At 44.7% G+C, this 24,837-nt stretch carries 18 protein-coding genes; 6 read left to right on the top strand and 12 right to left on the bottom strand.

The window, feature by feature from the left end; translation table 11 throughout:
- Positions 1–141: 141 nt before the first annotated feature.
- Positions 142–2,982 carry an Hsp70 family protein gene (locus MSG38_RS07395; RefSeq protein WP_248401447.1) on the top strand — a complete coding sequence of 947 codons (2,841 nt, stop codon included), beginning with the start codon at positions 142–144 and terminating at the stop codon, positions 2,980–2,982.
- Between the two features lie 156 nt (positions 2,983–3,138).
- Here the strand turns inward: MSG38_RS07395 and MSG38_RS07400 are convergent, their stop codons facing one another.
- From MSG38_RS07400 to MSG38_RS07435, 8 genes are all read right to left on the bottom strand, one after another.
- Complete coding sequence (locus MSG38_RS07400; RefSeq protein WP_012604204.1) at positions 3,139–3,354, bottom strand: hypothetical protein; 216 nt, start codon at positions 3,352–3,354, stop codon at positions 3,139–3,141.
- Between the two features lie 264 nt (positions 3,355–3,618).
- Entirely contained in the window at positions 3,619–4,092 is a 474-nt protein-coding gene (locus MSG38_RS07405; RefSeq protein WP_017060433.1) for a DUF2947 domain-containing protein, read from the bottom strand.
- 152 nt (positions 4,093–4,244) lie between these two features.
- The gene (gene rimJ / locus MSG38_RS07410) at positions 4,245–4,832 is read right to left on the bottom strand and encodes a ribosomal protein S5-alanine N-acetyltransferase (RefSeq protein ID WP_017060432.1); all 588 of its coding nucleotides are present in this window, start codon (positions 4,830–4,832) and stop codon (positions 4,245–4,247) included.
- An 18-nt stretch (positions 4,833–4,850) separates the two neighbouring features.
- The gene (tyrR, locus tag MSG38_RS07415) at positions 4,851–6,395 is read right to left on the bottom strand and encodes a transcriptional regulator TyrR (RefSeq protein ID WP_048611644.1); all 1,545 of its coding nucleotides are present in this window, start codon (positions 6,393–6,395) and stop codon (positions 4,851–4,853) included.
- A 123-nt stretch (positions 6,396–6,518) separates the two neighbouring features.
- Entirely contained in the window at positions 6,519–7,571 is a 1,053-nt protein-coding gene (locus MSG38_RS07420) for a TIGR01620 family protein (RefSeq protein WP_248401448.1), read from the bottom strand.
- A 14-nt stretch (positions 7,572–7,585) separates the two neighbouring features.
- On the bottom strand, positions 7,586–8,959 hold the full coding sequence (locus tag MSG38_RS07425) for a YcjX family protein (RefSeq protein ID WP_086970236.1): 1,374 nt from the start codon (positions 8,957–8,959) through the stop codon (positions 7,586–7,588).
- Positions 8,960–9,170: 211 nt separating this feature from the next.
- Positions 9,171–9,356, bottom strand: a complete 186-nt coding sequence (locus tag MSG38_RS07430; protein WP_004734731.1) for a hypothetical protein — start codon at positions 9,354–9,356, stop codon at positions 9,171–9,173.
- 164 nt (positions 9,357–9,520) lie between these two features.
- Positions 9,521–11,038 (bottom strand): fumarate hydratase, encoded by a 1,518-nt coding sequence (locus tag MSG38_RS07435; RefSeq protein ID WP_017068776.1) that lies wholly within the window; start codon positions 11,036–11,038, stop codon positions 9,521–9,523.
- 254 nt (positions 11,039–11,292) lie between these two features.
- On the opposite strand from MSG38_RS07435, the gene pabB reads away from it, so the two are divergent.
- Positions 11,293–12,672: an aminodeoxychorismate synthase component I gene (pabB, locus tag MSG38_RS07440; protein ID WP_248401449.1), complete on the top strand. Its 1,380-nt coding sequence runs from the start codon at positions 11,293–11,295 to the stop codon at positions 12,670–12,672.
- Between the two features lie 162 nt (positions 12,673–12,834).
- On the opposite strand, the gene MSG38_RS07445 is transcribed toward pabB, so the two are convergent.
- Together MSG38_RS07445 and MSG38_RS07450 are read right to left on the bottom strand one after the other, a co-directional pair.
- Positions 12,835–14,553 carry an ATP-binding protein gene (locus MSG38_RS07445; RefSeq protein WP_248401454.1) on the bottom strand — a complete coding sequence of 573 codons (1,719 nt, stop codon included), beginning with the start codon at positions 14,551–14,553 and terminating at the stop codon, positions 12,835–12,837.
- A 1-nt stretch (position 14,554) separates the two neighbouring features.
- Positions 14,555–15,097: a heme NO-binding domain-containing protein gene (locus MSG38_RS07450; protein WP_017080579.1), complete on the bottom strand. Its 543-nt coding sequence runs from the start codon at positions 15,095–15,097 to the stop codon at positions 14,555–14,557.
- A gap of 303 nt (positions 15,098–15,400) precedes the next feature.
- On the opposite strand from MSG38_RS07450, the gene MSG38_RS07455 reads away from it, so the two are divergent.
- From MSG38_RS07455 to MSG38_RS07465, 3 genes are all read left to right on the top strand, one after another.
- A complete protein-coding gene (locus tag MSG38_RS07455) occupies positions 15,401–16,000 on the top strand; it encodes a CoA pyrophosphatase (RefSeq protein WP_052878187.1) in 600 nt (199 codons plus the stop codon).
- 309 nt (positions 16,001–16,309) lie between these two features.
- The gene (locus tag MSG38_RS07460) at positions 16,310–17,563 is read left to right on the top strand and encodes an aromatic amino acid transport family protein (RefSeq protein WP_052878186.1); all 1,254 of its coding nucleotides are present in this window, start codon (positions 16,310–16,312) and stop codon (positions 17,561–17,563) included.
- Between the two features lie 120 nt (positions 17,564–17,683).
- On the top strand, positions 17,684–19,045 hold the full coding sequence (locus MSG38_RS07465) for an L-serine ammonia-lyase (protein ID WP_065676971.1): 1,362 nt from the start codon (positions 17,684–17,686) through the stop codon (positions 19,043–19,045).
- 154 nt (positions 19,046–19,199) lie between these two features.
- On the opposite strand, the gene MSG38_RS07470 is transcribed toward MSG38_RS07465, so the two are convergent.
- Complete coding sequence (locus MSG38_RS07470; protein ID WP_086738256.1) at positions 19,200–20,342, bottom strand: aromatic amino acid transport family protein; 1,143 nt, start codon at positions 20,340–20,342, stop codon at positions 19,200–19,202.
- An 833-nt stretch (positions 20,343–21,175) separates the two neighbouring features.
- On the opposite strand from MSG38_RS07470, the gene MSG38_RS07475 reads away from it, so the two are divergent.
- The gene (locus MSG38_RS07475; RefSeq protein WP_248401456.1) at positions 21,176–22,798 is read left to right on the top strand and encodes a methyl-accepting chemotaxis protein; all 1,623 of its coding nucleotides are present in this window, start codon (positions 21,176–21,178) and stop codon (positions 22,796–22,798) included.
- 85 nt (positions 22,799–22,883) lie between these two features.
- Here MSG38_RS07475 and MSG38_RS07480 read toward each other — a convergent pair whose 3' ends face one another.
- Positions 22,884–24,374: a SulP family inorganic anion transporter gene (locus MSG38_RS07480; protein WP_248401458.1), complete on the bottom strand. Its 1,491-nt coding sequence runs from the start codon at positions 24,372–24,374 to the stop codon at positions 22,884–22,886.
- Positions 24,375–24,837: the final 463 nt, after the last annotated feature.

A 24,837-nucleotide genomic window follows, 5' to 3' on the forward strand; every position in this document is an offset into this window, starting at 1 on the left:
ACCTTAGCGGGTGCCGTTTCTTTATCAATATGGTTCTCAACCTAGTCCTGCCTGTTTCTCAGGAATGGCGTTTACGAATAACAACAATAAGACCAAAGCTATCAAAAAACTGGTCATCACTCTGGAAGAATAAGGTTTTGTATGGCAACTCCTCGTTTTTTAGTCGGCATTGACTTAGGTACAACCAATACGGTTGTCGCTTACTGTGAAATCAACGACGACCTACAACATGCTCCCGTTTCTCTTTTCGATATTGACCAACTCATCGGCCCCGGTGAAGTGGTTCGCAAGCCCCTACTTCCATCATTTCGTTACCACCCAGCACAAGGTCAAATCTCCCCTTCTGACCTGACAATGCCATGGGAACCAAGCCCCGTTGAAGGCGATATTAAGAACGTTATCGTCGGTGAATGGGCACGTGAATTAGGCGCTAAGGTTGAAGGCCGCCAAGTATCGAGTGCTAAGAGTTGGCTATCACACCAAGCGGTTGATCGTAACTCCGATATTCTGCCTTGGGCTGGCGCAGCTGATGTCGATAAAGTCTCGCCAGTTGTGGCGAGTGCAAGCTACCTCAACCACATTCGCCAAGCATGGAACTACCGTAACCCGAGCAACAAGCTGGAAGACCAAGATGTTGTGGTTACCGTTCCTGCTTCCTTCGATGAGACAGCACGTAAGCTAACACTCGAAGCCGCAGAACTGGCGGGCTTAGGTAAGATTCTGTTACTCGAAGAGCCGCAAGCCGTTTGTTATGACTGGTATGCCCGTCACCAACAAACCGCAGCAGATGAACTTCAACAAATTCCGCTGATTCTAGTGTGTGATGTTGGCGGTGGTACCACGGACTTGAGCTTAATTGAAGCCAAATTCGATGCGAACAGCGACGGCAATAACGAGCTCGCACTCGACCGTATTGGCGTTGGTGAACACTTGATGCTCGGTGGTGACAACCTCGATTTAGCACTTGCTCACCTCGCTGAGCAACGCTTCAATCAAAACAAAAAGCTGAATGCTTCTAGCCTAACAAAACTAATTCAACAAACTCGCGCCGCAAAAGAGAGCCTACTTTCTGCCAATGCACCCGATGATGTGAAGATCACCATGCTGGGCAGCGGTTCTAAACTGCTTGGCGGTACTAAGAGTATTGGCTTAACCAAACAAGAAGTTCATCAAATCGCATTGGAAGGTTTCTTCCCGCTTTCTGAGTTTGCTGAAACACCCGACAAACGCCGCAGTGCTGTGGTTGAGTTTGGTCTGCCTTACGTGGCTGATCCTGCGGTGAGTAAGCACGTCGCAGAATTCCTAGCAACACACCAACAAGTGTCTAAAGCCGCATTAGAAAACTCAGACTCTATTGAGTTCGATAACACCAAACCTGCAATTCCGGTTGGCGTGCTGCTCAATGGTGGTGTGTTTAACAGTGAATTGGTCACTGAACGAATCACACAGCTACTTGGCAACTGGAACGGTTCTCCGATCACAGTGCTTGATAACCCTCATCCAGATTGGTCTGTTGCCCTTGGCGCGGTTGCCTTTGGTAAAGCCCGCCGTGGTGCACAACTGAAAATCGGTGGTGGTGCAGCTCGTTCTTACTTCTTGCATCTACAAGAGAAGAACAAGATGGGTAAAGCGCTTTGTCTGCTTGCCAAAGGTACTGAGGAAGGACAAGAGATACGCTTAAACAGCCGTCGTTTCTCGCTGACTTTAGGTGAGCCAGTACGATTTAATCTACTGACTTCAACACACGATCAAATTGCTCACGACACCGCCATTCAAAACGGTGTGATGGTCAATGTGGATGCCGACTTGTTCTCCCCTCTCCCACCGTATATTTCTACGTTGGAAGGCTCAGGTACTGCAGAACTTCAAGCCAACCAAAAAGAGCGTGTTGAAGTCCTGCTCGCTTGTCAGTTAACCGAAGTCGGCACACTGAAAATGGAGTGTGTGAGCACAGAAGATGACTCTAAGCGTTGGTTGCTTGAGTTTGAAGTAAGAAATAAGCAAGGCGATGAATCTGATACCTCCGCGCTTCACCCAAGATTGGAAGAGTGTAAGGAATTGATTTCTCGCCTGTACAGCGGCAACAAGAAAAGTGCTGAATCGAAAGAGATCAAAACGCTATCGAAAGATCTTGAGAAGCGACTAGGTAAACGCGATGAATGGGACTTCACGACCCTTCGTAACCTATTTGATACCTTCTCATTAGGTCGTAAGCGTCGTCGCCGCTCAGAAGCACACGAGAAGAACTGGTTACGTTTGGCGGGATACTCGCTACGTCCTGGCTTTGGCGATCCGACTGACTCATGGCGTATCGAACAAATTTGGGGCCTTTACCAACAGAACATTCAGTTCAAGAACCACCAAGGCTGGACAGACTGGTGGGTATTCTGGCGTCGTGTGGCCGGTGGACTAAACCAAGAGCAGCAAGAGAGTATCTTGGCGGACATCGCTAAATACCTTCACCCAGGTGCAATGAAGAACCCTAAGACAGCCAAAGATGCGCAAGACAATGGTTATGAAGCCATGGTTCGTTTAGCGGCGTCACTTGAGCAACTTGAGGTTGAAGACAAAGTGCTGCTGGCAAGTTGGTTCTTAAGCAAGGCGATTAACCATAATCAGTTTGAGCAAGCGCACTGGTGGGCGCTAGGTCGATTGGCTTCAAGAACACCTTTGTATGGTAGCCAACACAGCGTGATTCCTAGAGAACAAGCTGAACAATGGTTACCCAAACTGCTTGAGCAGAACTGGCATAAAGAGCAGATGATCGCCTTTGCAGCGGTGATGATTTGTCGTAAAACCGGTGACCGTCAGTTTGATATCTCTGACGACTATCGCAATCAAGTGATTGAGAAGCTTAAGCAAAGCAAGGTACCTGATTCATGGTTAACACTAGTGAGTGAAGTGACTGAACTTTCTGAGAGCGAATCTAAGCGTGTGTTTGGTGATGCGTTACCAAGCGGGTTAAGCCTGATTAATAACTAGTTTTAGGGCTCATTAGATTGGATCGCTAACTAGTAAAGAAAAAGCCACTTTCGATTCGTTGAAAGTGGCTTTTTTATTGGTGGCTTAAGGCTGGTATGTGTAATCGACTTGTAGCTTTTTGGTTAAGAGCCTTAGCCGTATTGCAGTTCATCATTGTTAATGTTTGGTTCCAGTTGGGTTGATAGGAAAATCCGTATTTTCATAAATGTCAGATAGTTTTTTCGGTTTCTTCTCTTTTGCTCCTTTGTTTGATTGATTATGAGTTTCGCTTAAAAGCCATTCCTCATGCATTTTTGCTGAATCCAAAAACTCTGGATCCTCCATTGCTTCCTTGCGAAGTTTATTTACACGTTCGAGAGTATCCCAAATCATAATACTTCACCTCCACTAAGGCAGTAATATAAAGATAGCCCAACCCCATAAAACTTCAACTAACCCAATGAGATAGCGATCTCAATTTCGTAATTTACCCGCCTTGAACGAATGAAAATGGTCACCTATAGATAGGCTCAAATAGTGGGTACTTCCCCATGATCTTCGAAGATCATTAGGCACAAAAAAAGCGAGCTCGATGCTCGCTTTTTGTTTGTCTGTTTCTCGAATCACCAACACCAGCTCGATTAAATCACACCGAGGTTAAGCACGGTTACCGATTTTCACCTTGCCATTGGTAGCAAACCAAAGGGCTTCTGAACGACGGCGACCGATTAAAATCGGGCCATCATCGTAGAACAAAAAGTTCTTCCAATGCTTCTTGAAAATCGCCCATTTAGTTTCAAGAACATTGTACTTTTCGTAACAGAAATAAACAGTTACGTCATCTTGCCAATCAATAAAGTTAAGAATTTCTTCTGGCATTTCTGGCTCATCCGCTTCCCAATGCGCCATCCAGCTGATCTCTTCGTTCCAGTTCGATGCTTTGCTTGGCCAGTCTTGCGAGCTTAGTCGTTCTGCGTCTGGGCTTTGAGGGCTTACGTTCTCTTTCCAGAACTGAGATGCTCTCGCCTGTGTCATTGGCTTAATCTTTTCCAAGTCCTCTGCCGGCAGCGGCATTGACTGGTGTGTGAAAATCCATTTTCTTTGGTATTCGTCCAAAGTTGTGTATGACATCAAAATTCCTCAAATATCTTCTCAGGCTGATGGATTTACCATGCCTATCTGTTCTTTTTGATGCAGTGACGGTTTCATTTTGTCTATGTCGTCACTGCCTCTAAATCTGTATTTACGCTTAATTGATACTTACGCCTAATGACTATTGGTCTCTATACAGCGCGCCTATCTTCCCAATTCGGGTTAACTAATGCCGTCAGTATATGGTCTTCCCATTTACCGTTAATCTGTAGGTAGTCTTTAGCAAAACCTTCTCGGACAAAACCAAGATGTTCTAATACACCCGCACTGCGTTCGTTGTGAGGCATGTAGCCCGCCATTAAGCGGTGCATGTTCTGCACATCAAACATGTAGTCTTTGGCCATGCTCAAACCTCTGCGCATGTAGCCGTGGCCCTGTGCACTTTGAGCCAATGAGTAACCGACATTACAAGCGTAGAACGGGAAACGCGACAAATTACTGAACGATATGGTGCCTAACATTTCATTAGAGTCAGCGTTAATCAGTAAACAGTAATAGCCTAGCCCCATTTTATGAAGCTCGTTTAACTTGATCAGTCGCTGCGCCCAACTCGCTCTATCAAAGAACGCATCTTCGCGTATCGGCTCCCAAGGTTTCAGGTACTCTCTGTTAACCTGAAAATACTCGCTGATCATGCCAGCGTCATCAATTTCAGCCGTGCGTAGAATCAGATTACCATCATGCTTATAAATGCGCTCTGGTGTACTCAAATCTTCCATAATCTTGTTCTTATTCGATCAGTTCTTTCTGATACCGTAATCACGAAGCTTATTCGCAATTGAGGTATGAGATACATTCAAACGTTTTGCTAGCTTACGGCTTGATGGGAAAGACTGATAAAGCTTCTCTAGAATCTGAGATTCATAGTCTTTCATGATTTCATCGAGCGAGCCGTCTAAGCTCAGGTTCGCCATTCCAGCCGTCATTGTTTCAAGCTGTGGCAAATGGAATTGCTCAACCGTTAGTGTGTCTGAATCTAGCTCTGTTAGTGCACGTAGAACCATGTTGTCTAACTGGCGAATGTTGCCCGGCCATTGGTAATTACCAAGCTGGTCGACTAACTCTTGAGTCAATTTTGGTTTTAACATACCTAACTGCTGCGCGTACTTTGCAACGAACAGTTCCAACAGCGGTGCTACGTCGTTTGAGCGTTCACGCAATGCAGGGATAGACAAAGTCAGTACATTCAAGCGGTAAAACAAATCTTCACGGAACGAACCCGAGTCGGCTAATTCAGAAAGACGGTGGCGCGTTGATGCAATAATACGAACATCAGCGTGCATCTCTTCTTCTTCACCAACACGACGGAATGAACCATCTTGTAAGAAACGCAGTAATTTGATTTGTAGATGCGGGCTCATCTCGCCAATTTCATCTAAAAATACGGTACCGCCATTCGCTTGTTCGAAAATACCTTTATGACCTTGCTCATGGTTGAATGAACCCGGCGCATGACCAAACAATTCCGTTTCCGCTACGTCATCAGGCATCGATGCACAGCTTAGAATCAAGAATGGGAAAGACGACCGATTTGAACGGTTATGACACGCTTTCGCCAACATCTCTTTACCTGTACCCGTATCGCCTTCAATTAATAGAGGCTGATCCAGCATAGCCAATTTCTTAGCTTGGCTGATCAAGGCTTTATGGCGATTAGAGACACCAACAAAGTGTTCGAAACCTAGGTTGTTCTGTTCTGGGATTGAATCTGGCGAGTTCATCTCTTGATTACAAGAGCGAATCGTCATTACTGCGCTTGCCAGTACCGCTTCGTTGACATCACCACCAAGGTAAATCGGCAGGATCTCAATAGAGAAATCTAAACCATCCAACACGACAACTTCACGATGACGCGTTACATCGCCTTCGATCCAGCGAGCAAAGTTAAAGCTAGGAACAAACGTCGCTAGCGGTTCACCGATGACTTCATCTTCTTGTTTGTTGAAGAGGTTCAATGCAGCGTGGTTAGCCATATCGACTGAGCCTTTAAGGTCAATCGCAATCACAGGATCAGGTAGGTTTGCCAGCAGAGCAATCAGCTCTGTGTTATGCCTTTCGCTTGGCATAAATTGGATTTTACGTACATCCTTCACACCTGAAATTCGGCGAATTTCAGCCATAAGTTCACTAAAAGCATCAAAATCGATATCAGGGCAGTTTAGGTAAATAATGCCTTTAACATCAATTTCGATTCCTCTTAAATCAATGCTTTTTGAGGCCAAGATATCGAGCAACTCACGCGTTAAGCCGAGTCTGTCTTCACACAATACTTCAAGACGCACAAATAGTCCTATTATAGGTGTCAGGATAAGTTGACAGTAGTGTGGATTAAGCTCTGAGTTCAGTCAAGAAGAAGAGTAAACATATGTTTACTCTTCTTCTCAAACTATTGAGCTTCAAATGCTTTATTTGAGAGTGATACGCTTTATTTCAGAAAGGACGGCTTTGCGAAGATCTGATATTTTTACTTTTCGCTCATTATGCCAAGGCATAGGACGCAGCAATGTCATGGCTTTTAAACCCAGTCTCACAGTGAGAATACCGACACCGAGCCCCTGCCCTGCTCGAGCTGAAACCTTGCCTGCAAGATCCATCGATACGAGATCCATACTAGCATCAATCGCCAGTTCACTGGCTCCCGCAGCTGCCATGTTGATTAACACCAATTTAAATAGCTTAATCCGAGACCAGTAGCCAAGCTCAATGCCATACACATCAGCAAGCTTGTCGATCATGGTGAAATTTCGCCAAGCCACCAGCAACATATCTGCTGCGGCCAATGGACTCACCGCAACCAAAGCCGCCGATTCGGTCGAGAACTTAGTGACGATTTGAGTCGCAACCTTATCTTGTTGACTCACGACTAACGCATCGTACATATCCAACACTTCTGCATCACTGTGTGCTGGGTTAATGCTGTTTCGCCACTTATCGTACGAAGGAGACTTAGCGATAATTCCGCCTTGCTTGGCGATGTTTTCACAGAACGCTTTGCCCTTACCGACACTTTGGCTTTGGAGTAGTTCTTCACTCTGCTCTTGTACACTAAAGTGATCTTTAAGTGAACGCAGTTTCCACAGCTCTTTGCCTATTGCCCCTAAACCCAATGAAGCAATGGCAGTAATGAAGCCTGCCCAACCTAATGCAAGCCAGTCGGCCGTTTGAATCGCGGTAATGACCGAATCAATTGCCTGCCATCCAACTAGACCAGAAAAAGCGACCAATAAACCCGTTCCAAACCACTTCTTCTTTTTGCTCGGTCGAATCACTTGTTCCAATTGCTGCTCAGCTTCACCATCAAGATCGGCTTCCACTTGCGGTGCGACAGGGACAAATTTCTCTTGCTCTGTGAACAGTTGTTGAGCGCCTAAATCCGGGCCAACTTCGCTCTTGTCTTGCTCATCAAAAGAGGTCTTCAACGGTTCATTAAAGACCTGCTTTGTTTTTAATTCACTCATTTTGATTGCCTCAATTACTTCAACTTGTCGCCAATGAGATACTCTAAAACCTTGTCGACTCTTAGATGTTGGCAAGGCTCATCGGAATGTTGTTCCATCGGTCTAAAGCTCGTGAAATCAAACTGGTTGGTTTCCCAATACTGTTTATTGGGCAACTTACGCGGCACCTCTCCCGGATACATGGTTTGAGGGACATTATCCAAAGTCACACCTTGCAACGCCGGAACATTGTCTGAGCCCGACGAGATATAACCCGCGCTGGTCGCTTGAATAGACGCAATGCTCATACAACTCATGTCGATGTGTTCAAACGCCGCCTGTTGCCAAGCCGGATGTACCATCTGTTGTAACAGCGATACCAAGTTCGGATGTTGATCCGGTGTCACGTGGTCAGCCTTGGTGGCTGCAAACAAGATCTTGTCGATCTTCGGCGCGAATAAACGTCTTAAGATATTGCTTCGACCGTACTTAAAGCTCTTAAGTAACTGTTCTAACGCGCCACGCATGTCCATGAAAGAATCATAGCCCGCATTAAGTGGCTGTAAGCAATCCACTAGCACGATTTGTCTGTCAAACGTCGCGAAGTGATTCTTATAGAACGCTTTCACGACCTTCTGTTGATACTCTTCATAACGCGCTTTCAGTACCGCATAGTTACTTGTTTTTGAGAACTTAAACTCAGGTGCGATACACGGGAAGAATTGCAGTACAGGCGCGCCTTCAAGCTCACCAGGTAATACGAATCGACCCGGCTGTACCCAATGCAACCCGTTACTTTTACAAGTATGAAGGTACTGGGTGTAGCTATCGGCAATCGCGACCAGTTTCTTTTCGTCCGCTTCTGCTAGCAAATCGATATCACCACGCATGGCGTTCCACTGTTGCGAGTAAGTTTCTCTGTCGCCTTTCAATGCGGCAAACTGAGATTGGCTCCAGGTATCGAAGTCCATATCCAGTAACGGCAAATCAAGCAGCCATTCACCTGGATAATCGACAATATCGAGATAAAGGGTGCTGTTTTTACTCAGTAGCTTTTTCGCGCCCTTCGCAGGCTTATATTTGATTGCTAGACGAATCTCACTGACATCACGCGTTGGTACTGGCCATTCTGGTGGCTGTGCATTCAACGACTCCATCGCTTCATCATAAGAGAAGCGTGGAATCATCATGTTGTGTTGCGGGATACGCTTTGCGCCAATAACTCTTCCATCTCTCGCCGATGCAAGTAGTGGCAGGTTTTTATGGGTAGACGTATGAAGAAGCTGATTAACCAGCGAAGTAATGAATGCTGTCTTACCCGCACGAGAAAGCCCAGTGACCGCTACTCGAATATGAGAATCCGTTCCTCTGCTTATAAAGTCACTCATTTCTTGAGTTAGGTGTTTCATTTGAACGACTCCGTGATAGTTAGGCTAGCTGGTTATGATAATAAAGAGGCAAGCCTATGTTCTTTCCCAGTTGGGATAGTTTGTATGCTTTTGTTTGTTCTTTTGCTAATAGTGGTGAGTATGCAATACACATTCTTAATGCTAGATGAATAAAAGCCCCTGACTACATTCATAATCAGGGGCTTTAGAATTTTTGCACGATATCCGACGTTTAATCGTCTTCAATCAACTTGTAGATAACAAACAGTGCAATCTCTGCAATTAGCCAAAGCGCACATGTAATCGTCACATATTTATTATCAAAGATACTGATCCCTTTCAAGATCAGGTCGTAGCCAACAAAAGCACCAATCACCACTGCCAAGATAATCTGTAGGATCTGAATAAAACGAGGCATTCCTCTCTCCTATGTTCTTATATCAAACTATGTGTTTATCACTATATCATTGATAATATGACAAAAGTGCAGATAATGCTGCACTTTTGTCTTTAACTTTCTGTCAAAAATTGCAATTCAAACGCTGAAGTTAGCGACAATTACGATTTTTTGGCTTCGGTTAATTACGCTTTCTCAGCTTCAGCAATCTTCACTTTCCACGTGTCAGGGCCGATCTGGTGTGCGTTCACGCCGTTAGAGTCAACCGCTACCGTTACAGGCATATCTTCAACTTCAAACTCGTAAATCGCTTCCATACCGAGATCTTCAAACGCAACTACACGTGCTTTTTTAATTGCTTTCGCGACTAAATAAGCTGCACCGCCAACCGCCATTAGGTAAACCGCTTTGTGCTCTTTGATTGATTCAACCGTTGCAGGGCCACGTTCCGCTTTACCGATCATGCCCATAATGCCAGTTTCGTTCAGCATCATGTCAGTGAACTTATCCATACGTGTTGAAGTTGTTGGACCTGCAGGACCTACCGCTTCATCACCTACAGCATCAACAGGACCCACGTAGTAAATGAACTTGCCTTTGAAATCAACGCCAGCTGGTAAGCCTTCGCCGCTTTCTAGCATGCCTTGAATACGTTTATGAGCAGCATCACGACCGGTTAAGATCTTACCTGACAGAAGAACCGTTTCTCCGGTCTTCCACTCTTGTACGTCTTCTTTAGTCACTTCATCAAGGTTAACACGGCGTGTATTTGCGCCCGCTTCCCAAGTGATGTCTGGCCACTCTTCTAGTTTAGGTGGCGTTAGCTCTGCTGGGCCGCTGCCGTCTAGTGTGAAGTGAACGTGACGCGTTGCTGCACAGTTCGGGATTAGGCAAACTGGCTTAGATGCTGCGTGCGTTGGTGCAGTTTTGATTTTCACGTCAACCACAGTCGTTAGACCGCCAAGACCTTGTGCACCAATACCAAGCTTATTTACACGGTTGAAGATGTCTAAACGAAGCTCTTCTTCTGCGTTCTCTGGGCCTTTTTCGATAAGCTCTTGAATATCGATGTGTTCCATCAAAGATTCTTTTGCTAGTACCGCTGCTTTTTCAGCCGTACCGCCGATGCCTATACCTAGCATGCCCGGTGGACACCAGCCTGCACCCATTGTTGGCAGCGTCTTCTCTACCCATTCTGCAATATCATCAGAAGGGTTCAGCATAACCATCTTGGTTTTGTTCTCAGAACCGCCGCCCTTCGCCGCGATTTGAATTTCAACTTTGTTGCCTGGAACCATATTAATGTGGACAACCGCTGGTGTGTTGTCTTTGGTATTAATACGCTTACCTGCAGGGTCCATTAGGACAGATGCACGCAATGGGTTATCTGGGTTGTTGTAAGCTTGACGAACGCCTTCATCAACCATCTGTTGTACTGTTTGATCCGTTTCCCACCTAACATCCATACCGATGTTCACGAAACAAGTAACAATACCCGTATCCTGACAAATTGGACGATGGCCTTCCGCAGACATGCGTGAGTTGATAAGAATCTGAGCAATAGCATCTTTAGCTGCTTGGCTCTCTTCTTTCTCGTACGCTTTTTCTAGGGCTTGGACAAAGTCTAAGGGGTGATAATAAGAAATGTACTGAAGTGCGTCAGCGACACTGCTGATCACATCTTGCTTACGAATAACCGTCATTGCATGCCTCTTTATTGTTCTGGTTCCATGTGGGTTCACCGTTTGGCTATCTATGCCAAATCGAATTAGGTGGTTTAGCTTTTTATTGTGTTGAGCTGTATTTAGTTGCTTTAGCAATCGCTTGCATAGCTTTAAACTAAACCACTTGGATTACTCCGTTCTAATCAAGAACCCATTTTATTTTCAATTTATGATACTCTTGCTTCCTCTCACACGCCATGCAGTGATCGAACTCTTTGTCACAAATTAAACAAATGAATAACAACGAATTTCGCTCTATCCAAATCAAGCCGCTTGAATATCAATCAACTTTAGCTAAACAGCTGTTTTCCCATATTGAAAACCTGCCGTGGGCAATGCTATTACGCTCCGCTTCAGAAAGCCACGTTGATAGTCGATACGATATTTTAGTTGCTCAACCCATCGCCACCTTCGAGACAATCGGTGCAAAAACGACCGTTAATGTTAATGAGACGTGGGAGGTTTCAGACTCCGATCCTTTCGAACTACTCGACCAATATCAGCAACAGTTATTGCCTGCGACTAAAGAGCACACTGAGCTGCCATTCGTTGGCGGCGCTTTAGGCTATTTCAGTTATGACTTGGGGCGCAGAGTCGAGACACTTCCATCACTCGCAACGCGTGATATTGAAGCACCTGACATGGCGGTTGGCTTGTATGAATGGGCTGTTATCGTTGATCACCAACTGAAAACGGCGTGTATTGTCGGTAACAATATCGATGAACATCATGATTGGCTGATGCAGAAAATGGGTCAATCACACCTAACACATACGCCCTTTAGATTAACCACACCGTGGAAATCCAATATGAGCGAAGAGAGCTACGCCACCAAGTTCGATAGCGTTCAAGAATACCTGTTATCCGGGGACTGCTATCAGATCAACTTAGCTCAGCGCTTCAATGCTCAATACCAAGGCAGTGAATGGCTGGCTTATGACAAGTTAGAGCAGTACAACTCAGCACCCTTTTCGGGTTTCATCCGTTTGGCCGACTGCGCAATCATCAGTGTTTCGCCAGAGCGTTTCTTAGAACTCAAAGACAACGTCATTGAAACCAAGCCAATTAAAGGCACACGACCTCGTTCTGAGAACCCGATGATTGATGATGCTAACGCGCAAGATCTGGCAAGCGCCGATAAAGATCAGGCGGAAAACTTGATGATCGTCGACCTACTTCGTAATGACATTGGCCGAGTGGCAAAACCGGGCACAGTGCATGTACCAAAGTTGTTCGATATTGAGAGCTTCCCTGCCGTGCACCACTTGGTAAGCACGATACGAGCAGACCTTGATGAACAATATTCTGCGACTGACCTTCTGAGAGCGTGTTTCCCTGGAGGATCGATTACTGGCGCACCAAAAGTTCGCGCGATGCAGATCATTGAAGAGTTAGAACCGCATCGACGTTCAGCGTACTGCGGCAGTATTGGCTACATCAGCCGAAATGGCAGAATGGATACCAGTATTACCATTCGTACATTAGTCGCCGAGAACAATACGCTTTATGCATGGGCTGGCGGTGGTGTGGTGTTTGATAGTGATTGTGCTTCTGAATACCAAGAAACACTGGATAAGCTGAGTCGAATTCTACCGGTACTTGAAGATTGCTAAACCTAGCGTCATTAACTGCGAGTTCCGCGACTTAATGACGAGTTCTGCGGCTTAACTCTCAGCAAAAGCTCTATATAAGAAGAAACCGAAGGATCTGAAGGTCACTTCGGTTTTTTAGTCTTTGAACCAGAGTGCATTGCTCACAACGCTTTATTCGCGTGTTTAAGCGACCTTCACCGCAGAGACACCCCACTTCTTAAGCATCTCTTTAAGATCATTGGCGGTGTAAGGCTTACTCAAAATATCATCCATTCCACACTGAATACAACGTTCGCGTTCTTCAAGTGTCGTTCCGGCGGTCAGTGCCACAATAGATTTAACGTAACCCTTCTCTCTTAGCTTCTCTGTTGCTTCAAACCCGTCCATAACAGGCATTCTGCAATCCATGAATACAATGTCGTATTCGTTGTCTGACGCGAGTTCAAGCCCTTCGACACCATTACTTGCGATAGCCGGTTCAATCTCATGTTTACGAAGCATTTGTTGGATGATGATCTGGTTCATTTTAATATCATCAACCACCAGCACTTTAAGTAGTGACAATTCCACTTCAGACTCGAAGCCCTTGGCGACACTATCACTCTCAGCCGGAACATCGACAACTTGAAGAGGAATCGAAATGGTAAACGTCGTGCCTGAACCAACGACACTGGTCACCCCAATATCACCATTCATCAGAGCCACCAGTTTGCGACAAATCGCTAACCCAAGTCCAGTGCCCTCATAGTTTCGGCTACTTGAGTTATCTGCCTGCGTAAAAGGTTCAAACAGCGTCTTATGCGCCGATTCAGCAATCCCTACCCCGGTATCTTCTACAGAGAAAACAAATTGGTTATTGTCCCACTCGATATCAACATTCACATGCCCATCTTCAGTAAACTTAATTGCATTACCGATTAAGTTCACAAACAGTTGAGTGATGCGCTCTAAATCGCCTTGAAAATGGGAGGGAACGTTTGACGCAACACTGATATTGAATTCGAGCTGCTTCTCAATTGCTCGATTGACGAAGATGCTTTCAATCGTGTTTCTCAAATCACGTAGGGCAAATTTCTTTGGAATAAGCTCCAACATCCCTGCATTGATTTTGCTGTAATCCAATAGATCATTAATGATGGTTCTGAGAAACTCTCCAGACTGGCTCAGGTTGTTCACTATTTCACGCTGAGAACTGTTGAGTTCGGTATCACTGATCAATTCGGCACTACCTAACAAGCCATTAAGCGGAGTTCTTAACTCATGGTTAATCATGGCCACAAAGTCACGCGTTGCCCTTTCGGACTCTTCCGCTCGTTTACGTGATTCAATATTTCGGTTAATCGCTAGCTGATGAGTCAAGGCACTGCAGATGAGGTCGGTCACCAACAACAGTTGGCTTTGTATAAACTCGTAGTCTTGGTCTAACAACCTGACTCTGACGATTAACGCGCCGACTATGACTTTTTCAACCTCTAAGGGCACGGTCAGTAGGTTGTCTTGCCAATGAGGTTCTTGAATGTCTTGCTCTAACACCTCGACGGTCTCATCGCCATAATCATAGGTCTGCAACTGAGGGATGAGCTTGGGAGGTAGAATCAAACGACTGGCTTCGATTAAGTAACTGTTAGTCACGTTCGTCGTTAGTTCAGATAGCATGACATCATCGAGATCATTTCTTAGAAACGCGCGCCCAAAATCAATCAACAGGTTGTCGATTTGTTCTTGGAATTCAATGCGTCGTATATTCGCGTTGGAGCGCTTTTCTAACTGACGCAAAGCAAGCTCAAGTTGTTGGTTAGTCTCGAACAGCTCGAGGCTCTTCTGTTCCAACAATCCTTCAGCCGCTTTTCTTGCCGCGATTTGACGCTTAAGCTTCTTCTCTAGGGCAGATGCCAGATCCATATTACTTTTCTACTTTGAGATTAAACCTAACCACGCTTTGGTCATCATTTTGTGGCGTCATCTCCACCGCGATAGATTCACCGTGGTATTCAGCGCATCCTTCTATAAGTCCTAAGCAAACATGAGACATACACCTTGCGCTTTTGTAGTCAAAAACAAGTTGTGCTTCGGTCGTGGTGATAAAACTGAATTCAGGTGGCTCAGCATCTGGATAGAGCTTCTTCACTTCAACGTGAATGTAGCGCTCTACGTGCTGAATAAATTGAAAGGTGGTCGTGCTATGAGCAAGGCTCGCTTTATTCGGTAATGAGGCCAGTAAGTTCTTAAATACAGACTGCCCAAACACGCGTTGCAAGCTTGCCGCATCAATATCGGTTTTCTTACTCAAGTTGATAATCAACCTGACAAGGTCTTTGTGGTCGTAACTGCCGACCGACGTATAGATCCCTTCGTCTTCTGACATTTCTAGAACTTCTTCCAAAAGCTCTAGCCCAAACTTGTCTTCAACAAGCTCTAAAAATTCGGTGAATATGATTCCTTTCATCTCATACCTTTTCTTCTATTTCTTTTTAGAATGGTCCACTAAGTTATTGTTATCAAATTCTTAAACAAAAAATCTACGTTTCGTCACCCAATTTTATGACATGGGTAACGCTTACTCGCCTGTATGCACATATTGAATATAGCAAAAATCGTCATTTTGAGGAGATTCATCGGTAAACAGCCTCTCATGACGCCCAATTGATAACTAAAAGAGGGAAAGTGAATGAAGAAAAACTCAATATTGGTAATCAACCCACGGTTATGTCTATACTTAAAATCATAATAATCAATATATTGGCTTGATATGAATAAAGAAAACTTCCTTCAACAATTCCAACTAAACCCTACCGTTGGCTATCACCCAGAGTCAGTAGAGCGTGTTTCGCATATCAGTGGCGATCAATTACGTAAAGCGGCAGTGGTGGTCGGTTTAGTGGAAAGAGAAGATGGTTTACATGTCATTTTTACTAAAAGAGCGGCTCATTTAAAGCATCATCCTGGCCAAGTCAGTTTTCCTGGCGGTAAACACGAACTCTCTGACCCTTCTATGCAATTCACCGCACTTAGAGAGCTCCATGAAGAGGTAGGAATTCGATCGGATCAAGTTAAAGTTGTTGGGCAATTACCCGCTTTGAGTACCATTAGTAAATTTTCTGTGACGCCGATTGTTGCTATGGTCGATCCTGACTATGAAGCCATCATCGATGAGAACGAAGTTGCCTCAATTTTTGAGGTGCCCGCTACCTATGTTTTAGACCAAGCCAAGTTACACAGCCACACTGTTAACTTTAAACAAATCAAACATCGTGTTTTTGCGATGCCCTTCCAAGAGCACCTAATTTGGGGCGTTACGGCGCAAATCATCCAATCACTGCAGCAACATGTAGTGCAACGAATTACATAGCAACTACGTTTTGTTTAATCTCTGTTAACAAAATCCAGACTTTCTATGGAACAGATTTATTAATGCAATTTTACGCAAACGTTTCCCTGGTATAAATCTATACAACCCCGCCTTTCGCATAAATAAAACTAATACCAAGCATAAACATAAATCACCTGTGGCACGCTATTTTCGTGATCAAAAATCCGTTTTTCGCATATCATGTGACACGCCGTTTCATTACATGATTTAGATCTATTTTTTGCAGAAGAAAATTCTGCAGAATTAGCCCCGACTTATTTCCTGTTCCCAAAAAATGAGTAATTTAACATGAACACAACAACTTCTTCGGCAAATGCCGTTAAAGATTCAAGCAAGTTTAACTATAAAGATTTTACCTGGTGTTTATCACTATTCGGTACAGCAGTTGGTGCTGGCGTACTATTCCTTCCAATCAAAGCTGGTGCGGGTGGTTTTTGGCCATTAGTTATCCTAGCTCTAATTGCGGCACCAATGACTTGGTTCGCACACAAATCTCTAGCTCGTTTCGTACTGTCTGCTAAAAACCCTGAAGCTGACATTACAGACACAGTTGAAGAGCACTTCGGTAAGACTGGCGCAAACATTATTACTTTTGCTTACTTCTTCGCTATCTATCCGATCGTTCTTATCTACGGTGTTGGTATCACAAACACGGTTGATTCTTTCCTAGTAAACCAAATGGGTATGGAATCTATTCCACGTCCTCTTCTTTCTGGTGCACTTATCCTTGCTATGACAGCAGGTGTTGTATTCGGTAAAGAGCTGATGCTTAAAGCAACTTCAGCAATGGTTTACCCACTAGTATTCATCCTACTAGCGCTATCTTTTTACCTAGTTCCTGATTGGAACACTTCAATGATGGACGTAAGCCCAGAATGGTCAACAATGCCTTCTATTATCTGGCTTGCTATTCCAATCATCGTGTTCTCTTTCAACCACAGCCCAATCATTTCACAGTTCTCTAAAGAGCAACGTCGTGTATACGGTGAAGACGCAGTTAAGAAAACTGACGCAATCACTGGTGGCGCAGCAATGATGCTGATGGGTTTTGTAATGTTCTTCGTATTCTCTGTAGTACTTTCTCTATCTCCAGAGCAACTAGCAACAGCACAAGCGCAAAACATCTCGGTACTTTCTTACCTAGCTAACGTTCACGAGTCTCCACTTATCTCTTACATGGGTCCTCTTGTAGCGTTCGCAGCGATTACTTCTAGCTACTTCGGTCACTTCCTAGGTGCTCACGAAGGTCTTGTTGGTCTAATCAAGTCTCGCTCTGGTTCTTCAATCTCTAAGATTGAGAAAGCATCTCTAGCGTTCATCGTTGTTACAACTTGGATTGTTGCGGTAGTTAACCCAAGCATCCTAGGTATGATTGAAACAATGGGTGCTCCAATGATTGCAGCTATCCTGTTCCTAATGCCTGTATTCGCGATGCAGAAAGTACCAGCTATGGCTAAGTACAAAACTTCAGCACCTGTGCAAATCTTTACAGCTTTATGTGGTCTAGCGGCTATTAGTTCTGTAATCTACGGCGCTCTTTAATCTCAAGCCCTTTTTATAAGATGGCATCCATCTTATATCGCGAGATTAGACAAAAAATATAATGATAATAAATGAGCCTCCCTACTCCCCTTGGGAGGCTCTCTTTTTGAGGTAATCGCTATGATTAGTGTATTTGATATCTATAAAATCGGTGTTGGTCCATCGAGCTCACACACAGTTGGACCAATGAAAGCGGGTAAAGAATTTATTGATGACCTACGTTCAATGGGAAAATTGCGCGACATCACTAAAATCACCGTGGACGTATATGGATCACTATCACTGACAGGGAAAGGTCACCACACAGATATCGCAATCATCATGGGTCTTGCTGGCAATACTCCTGAGCGTGTTGATATCGATTCTATTGCTGGCTTCATTGCTCGCGTAGAAGAAACTGAGCGCCTTCCTGTTGGCATGCACTGTCATACAGTATCGTTCCCACGCGATGGCGGTATGAACTTCCACACTAGCAACCTTTCTCTACACGAGAACGGCATGAGCATTCATGCATGGGTTGGTGACGAAGTTGCATACTCAAAAACGTACTACTCAATTGGTGGCGGTTTCATCGTTGACGAAGAGAACTTCGGCAAAGAAGAAGAAAACCCAATCAAAGCACCTTACGAATTCACAACAGCTGAAGAGCTGGTTAATCAGTGTAAAGAAAGCGGTCTTTCTATCAGTACACTGGTTATGAAAAACCAAGCAGCATTCCACTCAGACGAAGAGTCTCGCACTTACTTCGCTAACATTTGGAAAACGATGCGTGAGTGTATGGATCGCGGTATGAATACTGAAGGTATCCTGCCTGGTCCACTGCGTGTACCTCGTCGTGCAGCAGCACTTCGCCAACAGCTAATGACTTCAGAAAAAACAACCAATGATCCAATGACAGTTGTTGACTGGGTAAACATGTTTGCTTTCGCAGTAAACGAAGAAAACGCAGCTGGCGGCCGTGTAGTAACGGCACCAACAAACGGCGCATGTGGCATCATCCCTGCTGTATTGGCTTACTACGATAAGTTCATCCAAACAGTGACAGAGAAAGACTACATCCGTTACTTCGCAGCTTCTGGCGCGATCGGTGGTCTTTACAAGCGTAACGCTTCTATCTCTGGTGCTGAAGTTGGCTGTCAGGGTGAAGTTGGTGTGGCATGCTCTATGGCTGCTGCTGGTCTTGCTGAGCTTATGGGTGGTAGCCCTGAGCAAGTATGTATGGCTGCAGAAATCGGCATGGAGCATAACCTAGGTTTAACGTGTGACCCAGTTGCTGGCCAAGTACAAGTACCATGTATCGAGCGTAACGGTATTGCTGCAGTTAAAGCAATCAACTCAACTCGTATGGCACTTCGTCGTTCTTCTGCTCCTACTGTTTCTCTAGATAAAGTTATCGAAACAATGCTAGAAACAGGTAAAGACATGAACGCTAAATACCGTGAGACATCTCAAGGTGGTTTGGCTGTTAAGGTTGTTTGTTAATTAGCATTAGTTTGCTAATAGCCTCTAACACAGCTTGCTTGGTAACGAGCAAATAATAAAAAAGGAACGCCGATGCGTTCCTTTTTTTCTATCTAAATTCCGGCCACTTATATCTAAGATGCTCGATTTGCATCTTAGATAATGGGCCAAAGAACTAGATCACTTGTGAGATAAGCAGGAAGCAACCAAACAGCAGTGAGAACAACATCATTGCGCTGCCACCTTCTGCTCGGTATCTATCATCAGCAACTTTCATGAAGCGCTGCTTGTGAACCATCACCAGAGGAACAAACACCGCTAGGAACACCAAGATGATACCTGCGTAATTCAGCACTTGTAGGAACTTGTCTGCAGCAAGCAATGAACCCGCTAACGGCAAGATAAAGCTAATGCAGTACGTTACCGCTGTATTTTGGTTGAACATATCTTTGTTCTGGTTGAACAACGCCATCGCCACACCAAAGAAAGAGGTCAACAACGCCAAGCCCGTGAAGGTAGACAGAACGTTACCCACCCAAGGAGACTGAGCCTCAAACGCCGCCATCAAATCTGATACGTTCTCAAAGCTTCTGAATTGCTCTTCACTCAAGTTACCCACTACCGCAAACAACCAACACAAGTAACACACTAATGGGATCAGAGAACCGATGATCACCATGTTACGCAGCTGTTTATCTGTCGCTTCGTGGTTGTAAGAAACCAAGGTTGGAATCACCACCATAAAGCCAAAGCTCGTAAACAGGATGGCACTGGTTTTGATTAGTTCAACGTGGTCATGGCTGGTTACCTGCATCAAGTTTTCTTGAGTCATGCTCGGCGCTAAGAAGGCCATCGTTGCAAACAAGCTAGCAAGCATTACGAAGAACAATGCTCGGTTGAGCTTATCAATCACACCAGTACCACTTGCGACTACTGCGCCAGCAAGCAAGGTAAACACGGTTTGGCTGGTAGTCGCGGTGATTTCAACGCCAAAGTTAGACAGCAACTTACTCAGCAAATCACCTGCGCCCAAGATGTAAGCCATTAATAGGCAGATCAACAACGCGTATAGCAAGCCGTTGGTAAGCAACTGACCTTGTTTACCCAAGGTTTTTCGGGCAATAGAGTTTAATCCTAGACCGCCACCCGCTTTGATGGTCGCTTCTAGAAGTAATAATGCTGCGTAAGTCGTACCGAAACAGATCAGTACCATAAGCAGTGTGCCGTAGAGCAATCCGAATTGAGCTAATACCATTGGGATCGCAAGCATACCAGCACCGAGAGCGGTACCAGCGATAATTAGGGAGCTACCCATCATTTTAATATTCATTGTTTTTAACTTATTTGTTTAGTTTTTATAGATGTGAGTCTTCGTTCATCGAGCGGATGACAAAGGAGTTCAGATAGAAATAAAGTTATAAAACGAATAACAATAGGAGCGATAAGGGGTAAAGAAGCGTGCAGAGACGTTGTCGAACAGGGCGTTCAAAGGGGAGCTTGTCTTAAAAGAGGTAAAACGAGAAGCGTGAGTTAGCATTAACTGATGTGGTGAACCTTCCGTAGGTTCAATAATCGGCGATGTAATCTTGAATTTCATGTATGTGTCCAATAAGTCACATTCCATAGTATTTGAAGCAGCGTATCCGTTGCTGCCCTACCTCTATCATAGAGGTCTTTTCATCTTATCGAATGAGCCTCGAAACACAACGCTATAACCACAATTTTTGCTATTAAATTGAACAAAACAGCCATTTGGATATAAATTAACCACTAAGCCATCTAAAATAATAGTCTTTATTGATGAAAGACAAGCTGACAAATACATCGAGCTAATCAACAACCAAGGCTTTTCTAACTATCAGCAGACTCACAGCCCGTTGCTGCACTTCAATTTTCCCAAAACAACAGTCTGTTTTAATAAAAGCTGTATTTTTCGCAACACGATGTTTTAAGAACCACACTATGTTTTGAGAACAGTGACGAGCTTGAAGCGCGTTCCATTTCAACATCAGACACAACACAAACTCGCTACATCACAGAAACATAACCACAACCGGAGTGTGGTCACACAATTCGTTATACCCCATAGGTGGTAGGAATTCTTACTAGTACAGTATTTGCGTCATTATAATTAATAAAAACAAACACCTTATGCGCTCAACAATCACCTTTAAAATCCTAGTGGCCCTCGCCATCGTGTTCACTTTTTTACTGGCAATATCGACCTATTTCCAATATTCGCAACAAAAGCAACTTGTAAACTCAGTGTTAAGTGAGCAGCTTCACGACAAAGCAAGTAACTACTTCGATAGCCTCAATATGATGATGCTCACCGGCACCATGGCACAAAAAGAGACCCTTCGTCAGAAAGCACTGGCTCAAGAAGGCATTGAAGACGTTCGTGTTTTACGCGCCGACGCTGTCAGCAAGTTATACGGCCCAGGTAATGACAACCAAACACCGGTTGACGATATTGATAAACGAGCGCTAGCGGGCGAAACCGTTATCGAACCTTTTTCTGCTGATTGGGGCAAAGGCTTAGTTATTGCTCTGCCAATGAAGTCGAGTGAAGATTACCGAGGAACCAATTGTGTCGCCTGTCATATGGCACCAGAGGGTGAAGTCTTGGGTGCGATTCGCCTCGAATATAACCTCAACCATGTTAACTCACTGATCAACACTCAAACGATGACAGCGATCGGTATCATGGCGGTGATCTCCTTTGCCGGATTCGTTCTTACTATGGGATTGATTCGCAAGATAATCGTCCGCCCGCTTCAACAAACCTCTCGCTTTATGACCCAAGTCAGCAGTGATAAAAACCTATCAACTCGGCTGCCAGAGCAAAGCAAGGATGAAATTGGCACGCTGGCTAACTCCATCAACTCGTTCATGGGAACCGTATCTGACAGCTTAGAAAAGGTACAAAGCACCTCGCACAAGTTAAATGCCTCGGCAAACCGACTGACTAGTGTCGCGCAAATTACCGAGCAAGCCGCCAGCGACCAGCAAAGCGAAACCGCAGAAGTGCAACACAATATCGAAGGGATACAGGCGCAACAAGTCAATGTAGAACAAGCCACTTTAACCGCTTCAGAACTCATCAATCACACCGCCGATGTAGCGTGTAAGAGTGCTAACCAAGCTCATGATGCAAGCAGTGAAATAAAGAACCTAGTCAGCAGCATAGAAGTAGTGAAACACAAAATACTGACACTCAATGAGCAAACCGGAGAGGTCTCTTCAATATTGAGTGTAATTCGTGGCATTGCCGACCAAACCAACCTTCTGGCCTTGAATGCAGCGATTGAAGCGGCGCGAGCGGGAGAACAAGGCCGAGGCTTTGCGGTAGTAGCAGATGAAGTTCGCCATCTCGCATCGCGAACCGCTGAAGCAACAGGCAGTATTGAATCAATCATTCATCAATTCCAGCAAGGCAGTGAAGAGTCGCTTACTTCTGCCGATCGCGTTTGCGAACAAGCCCATCAAAGCTCGACCGATATCGACGCACTTTCAATTGAAATGAATGGTGTGGTCGAAGAGATGAAACAGGTGCTGGCTCACGCACAGAATATTCAGCAGCAAACGCAATCCACCACACAAGCGACTCAGGATGTTCAACAAAAGGTTGAAACCATCACCTCTCACGCAAACAACACGTCGCAATCTGCGGCTGAAACTCGTGGAATCAGTAATGATTTAGAAGAGCTGTCTGATCACCTTGAGTCACTGATTAATCAGTTCACTTTGTCGAGTACAAAGAAGAAGTCATAGATCGCCAACAAAAAAGCGCTCAACAATGAGCGCTTTATCTTCCTAGCAATGTCTAGTGAGGCGTTCAAAGAACCTTAAACAATGATTAGTGTGTAATGGAAACCGCGGTTAAGTCTTTATGCTTGTGATACATCGCGTGTTTGACTATCAGATTCGCACTCACGCTATCCATTCCTGACACTTCAACGTAAGCCCCTTTTTTACGGAACTTGAACACAACCTTATCAAGCGCCTCGACCGAGGTATTATCTAAGAATGACGCATCCGATATATCGATGGTCACTAAAGAGGTCGCGTTGTCATAATCAAATAAGTCGACAAACGCATCTGACGAAGCAAAGAAGACATGACCTTTTACTCGGTGAATGGTGTGCATTTCGTTGGTCACGACTTCATCGGATATAAACACCATGGATTTGCTGGCATGTGCATAAAACAGAGCCGACAGCACCACGCCAACCGCAACACCTATTGCTAAGTTATGAGTAACCACCACCACCGCCACGGTTGCTAGCATGGTTACATTGGTTGGCAGTGTGTGATCTTTAAGCTCAACAATGGAACGCCATGAGAATGTGCCGATAGAAACCATGATCATCACAGATACTAAAGCCGCCATCGGTATCAGCTTCAACCAATCCGAAACAAACACCACCATTAGCAGTAAAACCACCCCAGCGATCATGCTGGATAATCGGGTTAAGCCGCCTGATTTGATGTTAATGATCGACTGGCCAATCATCGCACAACCCGCCATGCCACCAAATAATGAGGCAACGATGTTCGCTACTCCCTGTCCTTTACACTCATTGTTTTTATTGCTTTCAGTATCTGTCAGATCATCGACTATGGTCGCTGTCATCAAGGATTCCAGCAAGCCAACCAGAGACAGAGCAATCGAATATGGCAGGATGGTCGCAAGCGTATCAAACGTGAATGGAATATTAGGAATCAAGAACACAGGCAGTGAATCAGGAAGCTTGCCCATATCGCCAATCGTTCTCACATCTAAGCCGAACAGCAAACTAACGATTGTCAGGGTAACAATCGCGACCAGTGGAGAAGGTATCGCACGACCAAACTTGGGAAAATAAGGAAGTAGATAAATGATCGCCAAACCCAAAACGACTAACACGTAAACGCTTGAAGGGACGTTGATTAATTCAGGAAGTTGAGCCATGAAAATTAGAATGGCGAGCGCGTTAACAAATCCAGTAATCACCGATTTGGAAACGAAATTCATCAGGTTACCAAGCTTAAGATACCCAGCTGCGATTTGAATAACGCCAGCTAGAAACGAAGCTGCGAGTAGATATTCTAATCCGTGCTCTCTCACTAAGGTGACCATTAATAGCGCCATAGCGCCTGTTGCACCGGAAATCATTCCCGGACGACTGCCAACCAAAGCAGTGACGACACAAATACAGAACGACGCATAGAGCCCTACTTTAGGGTCAACGCCTGCAATAATTGAAAATGCGATGGCTTCAGGGATCAATGCGAGTGCAACCACAATCCCAGATAATGAATCTCCTTTAACGTTTGATAACCAGTGTTTTTTTAAATAATTAAGCATGTAATTCTCTTTTACTTGTACAGCCAGTCCTGCCTTGTTGAGACATAATTTGATCGACTGTTTTTCTTGAATGAGCGAGCGCTCGAAAAGTGCGGGTGTAGAGAGAATGCAGGGGTTAAGGCGGCGTAATTAACACGTAGATATTAAACTCCTCTTGTTGCTTTAGTGGGAAATTAAGAAGGTGATCAAGTCCAAAATGACTGAATCCGCGCCAATATAGAGTGAGTCTCAACACAATCACACTCCCATTATTGAAAACAAAGGTTTCGATTACGCCTTGCTCGTTCAACAGCTCACATAGGGTCAAAGGTAAGGCTGACGCTAAGATCGAACAAAAAACACACCCTCAAACCTATTTATCGTCAGTAGACACAATATTTCTTTCACCAAGCAAGAATAAAGGTTGAAGCTGTCGGTATGACAGGTAATATGTTCAATCGATTTAAAAAGTTTATACAACTTA

The sequence above is a fragment of the Vibrio sp. 1CM24A genome, from assembly GCF_023161725.1.
GTDB classification, from domain to species: domain Bacteria; phylum Pseudomonadota; class Gammaproteobacteria; order Enterobacterales; family Vibrionaceae; genus Vibrio; species Vibrio coralliirubri.

Bases quoted from the DNA above. Each gene is read 5' to 3' on its own strand.
- MSG38_RS07395 (WP_248401447.1), top strand. From the start codon at position 142: ATGGCAACTCCTCGTTTTTTAGTCGGCATTGACTTAGGTACAACCAAT.
- MSG38_RS07425 (WP_086970236.1), bottom strand. From the start codon at position 8,959: ATGAAACACCTAACTCAAGAAATGAGTGACTTTATAAGCAGAGGAACG.
- MSG38_RS07465 (WP_065676971.1), top strand. From the start codon at position 17,684: ATGATTAGTGTATTTGATATCTATAAAATCGGTGTTGGTCCATCGAGC.
- MSG38_RS07435 (WP_017068776.1), bottom strand. From the start codon at position 11,038: ATGACGGTTATTCGTAAGCAAGATGTGATCAGCAGTGTCGCTGACGCA.
- MSG38_RS07430 (WP_004734731.1), bottom strand. From the start codon at position 9,356: ATGCCTCGTTTTATTCAGATCCTACAGATTATCTTGGCAGTGGTGATT.
- rimJ (WP_017060432.1), bottom strand. From the start codon at position 4,832: ATGGAAGATTTGAGTACACCAGAGCGCATTTATAAGCATGATGGTAAT.
- MSG38_RS07460 (WP_052878186.1), top strand. From the start codon at position 16,310: ATGAACACAACAACTTCTTCGGCAAATGCCGTTAAAGATTCAAGCAAG.
- MSG38_RS07400 (WP_012604204.1), bottom strand. From the start codon at position 3,354: ATGATTTGGGATACTCTCGAACGTGTAAATAAACTTCGCAAGGAAGCA.
- MSG38_RS07450 (WP_017080579.1), bottom strand. From the start codon at position 15,097: ATGAAAGGAATCATATTCACCGAATTTTTAGAGCTTGTTGAAGACAAG.
- MSG38_RS07470 (WP_086738256.1), bottom strand. From the start codon at position 20,342: ATGATGGGTAGCTCCCTAATTATCGCTGGTACCGCTCTCGGTGCTGGT.
- MSG38_RS07455 (WP_052878187.1), top strand. From the start codon at position 15,401: ATGAATAAAGAAAACTTCCTTCAACAATTCCAACTAAACCCTACCGTT.
- MSG38_RS07475 (WP_248401456.1), top strand. From the start codon at position 21,176: ATGCGCTCAACAATCACCTTTAAAATCCTAGTGGCCCTCGCCATCGTG.
- pabB (WP_248401449.1), top strand. From the start codon at position 11,293: ATGAATAACAACGAATTTCGCTCTATCCAAATCAAGCCGCTTGAATAT.
- MSG38_RS07405 (WP_017060433.1), bottom strand. From the start codon at position 4,092: ATGTCATACACAACTTTGGACGAATACCAAAGAAAATGGATTTTCACA.
- MSG38_RS07445 (WP_248401454.1), bottom strand. From the start codon at position 14,553: ATGGATCTGGCATCTGCCCTAGAGAAGAAGCTTAAGCGTCAAATCGCG.
- MSG38_RS07420 (WP_248401448.1), bottom strand. From the start codon at position 7,571: ATGAGTGAATTAAAAACAAAGCAGGTCTTTAATGAACCGTTGAAGACC.
- MSG38_RS07480 (WP_248401458.1), bottom strand. From the start codon at position 24,374: ATGCTTAATTATTTAAAAAAACACTGGTTATCAAACGTTAAAGGAGAT.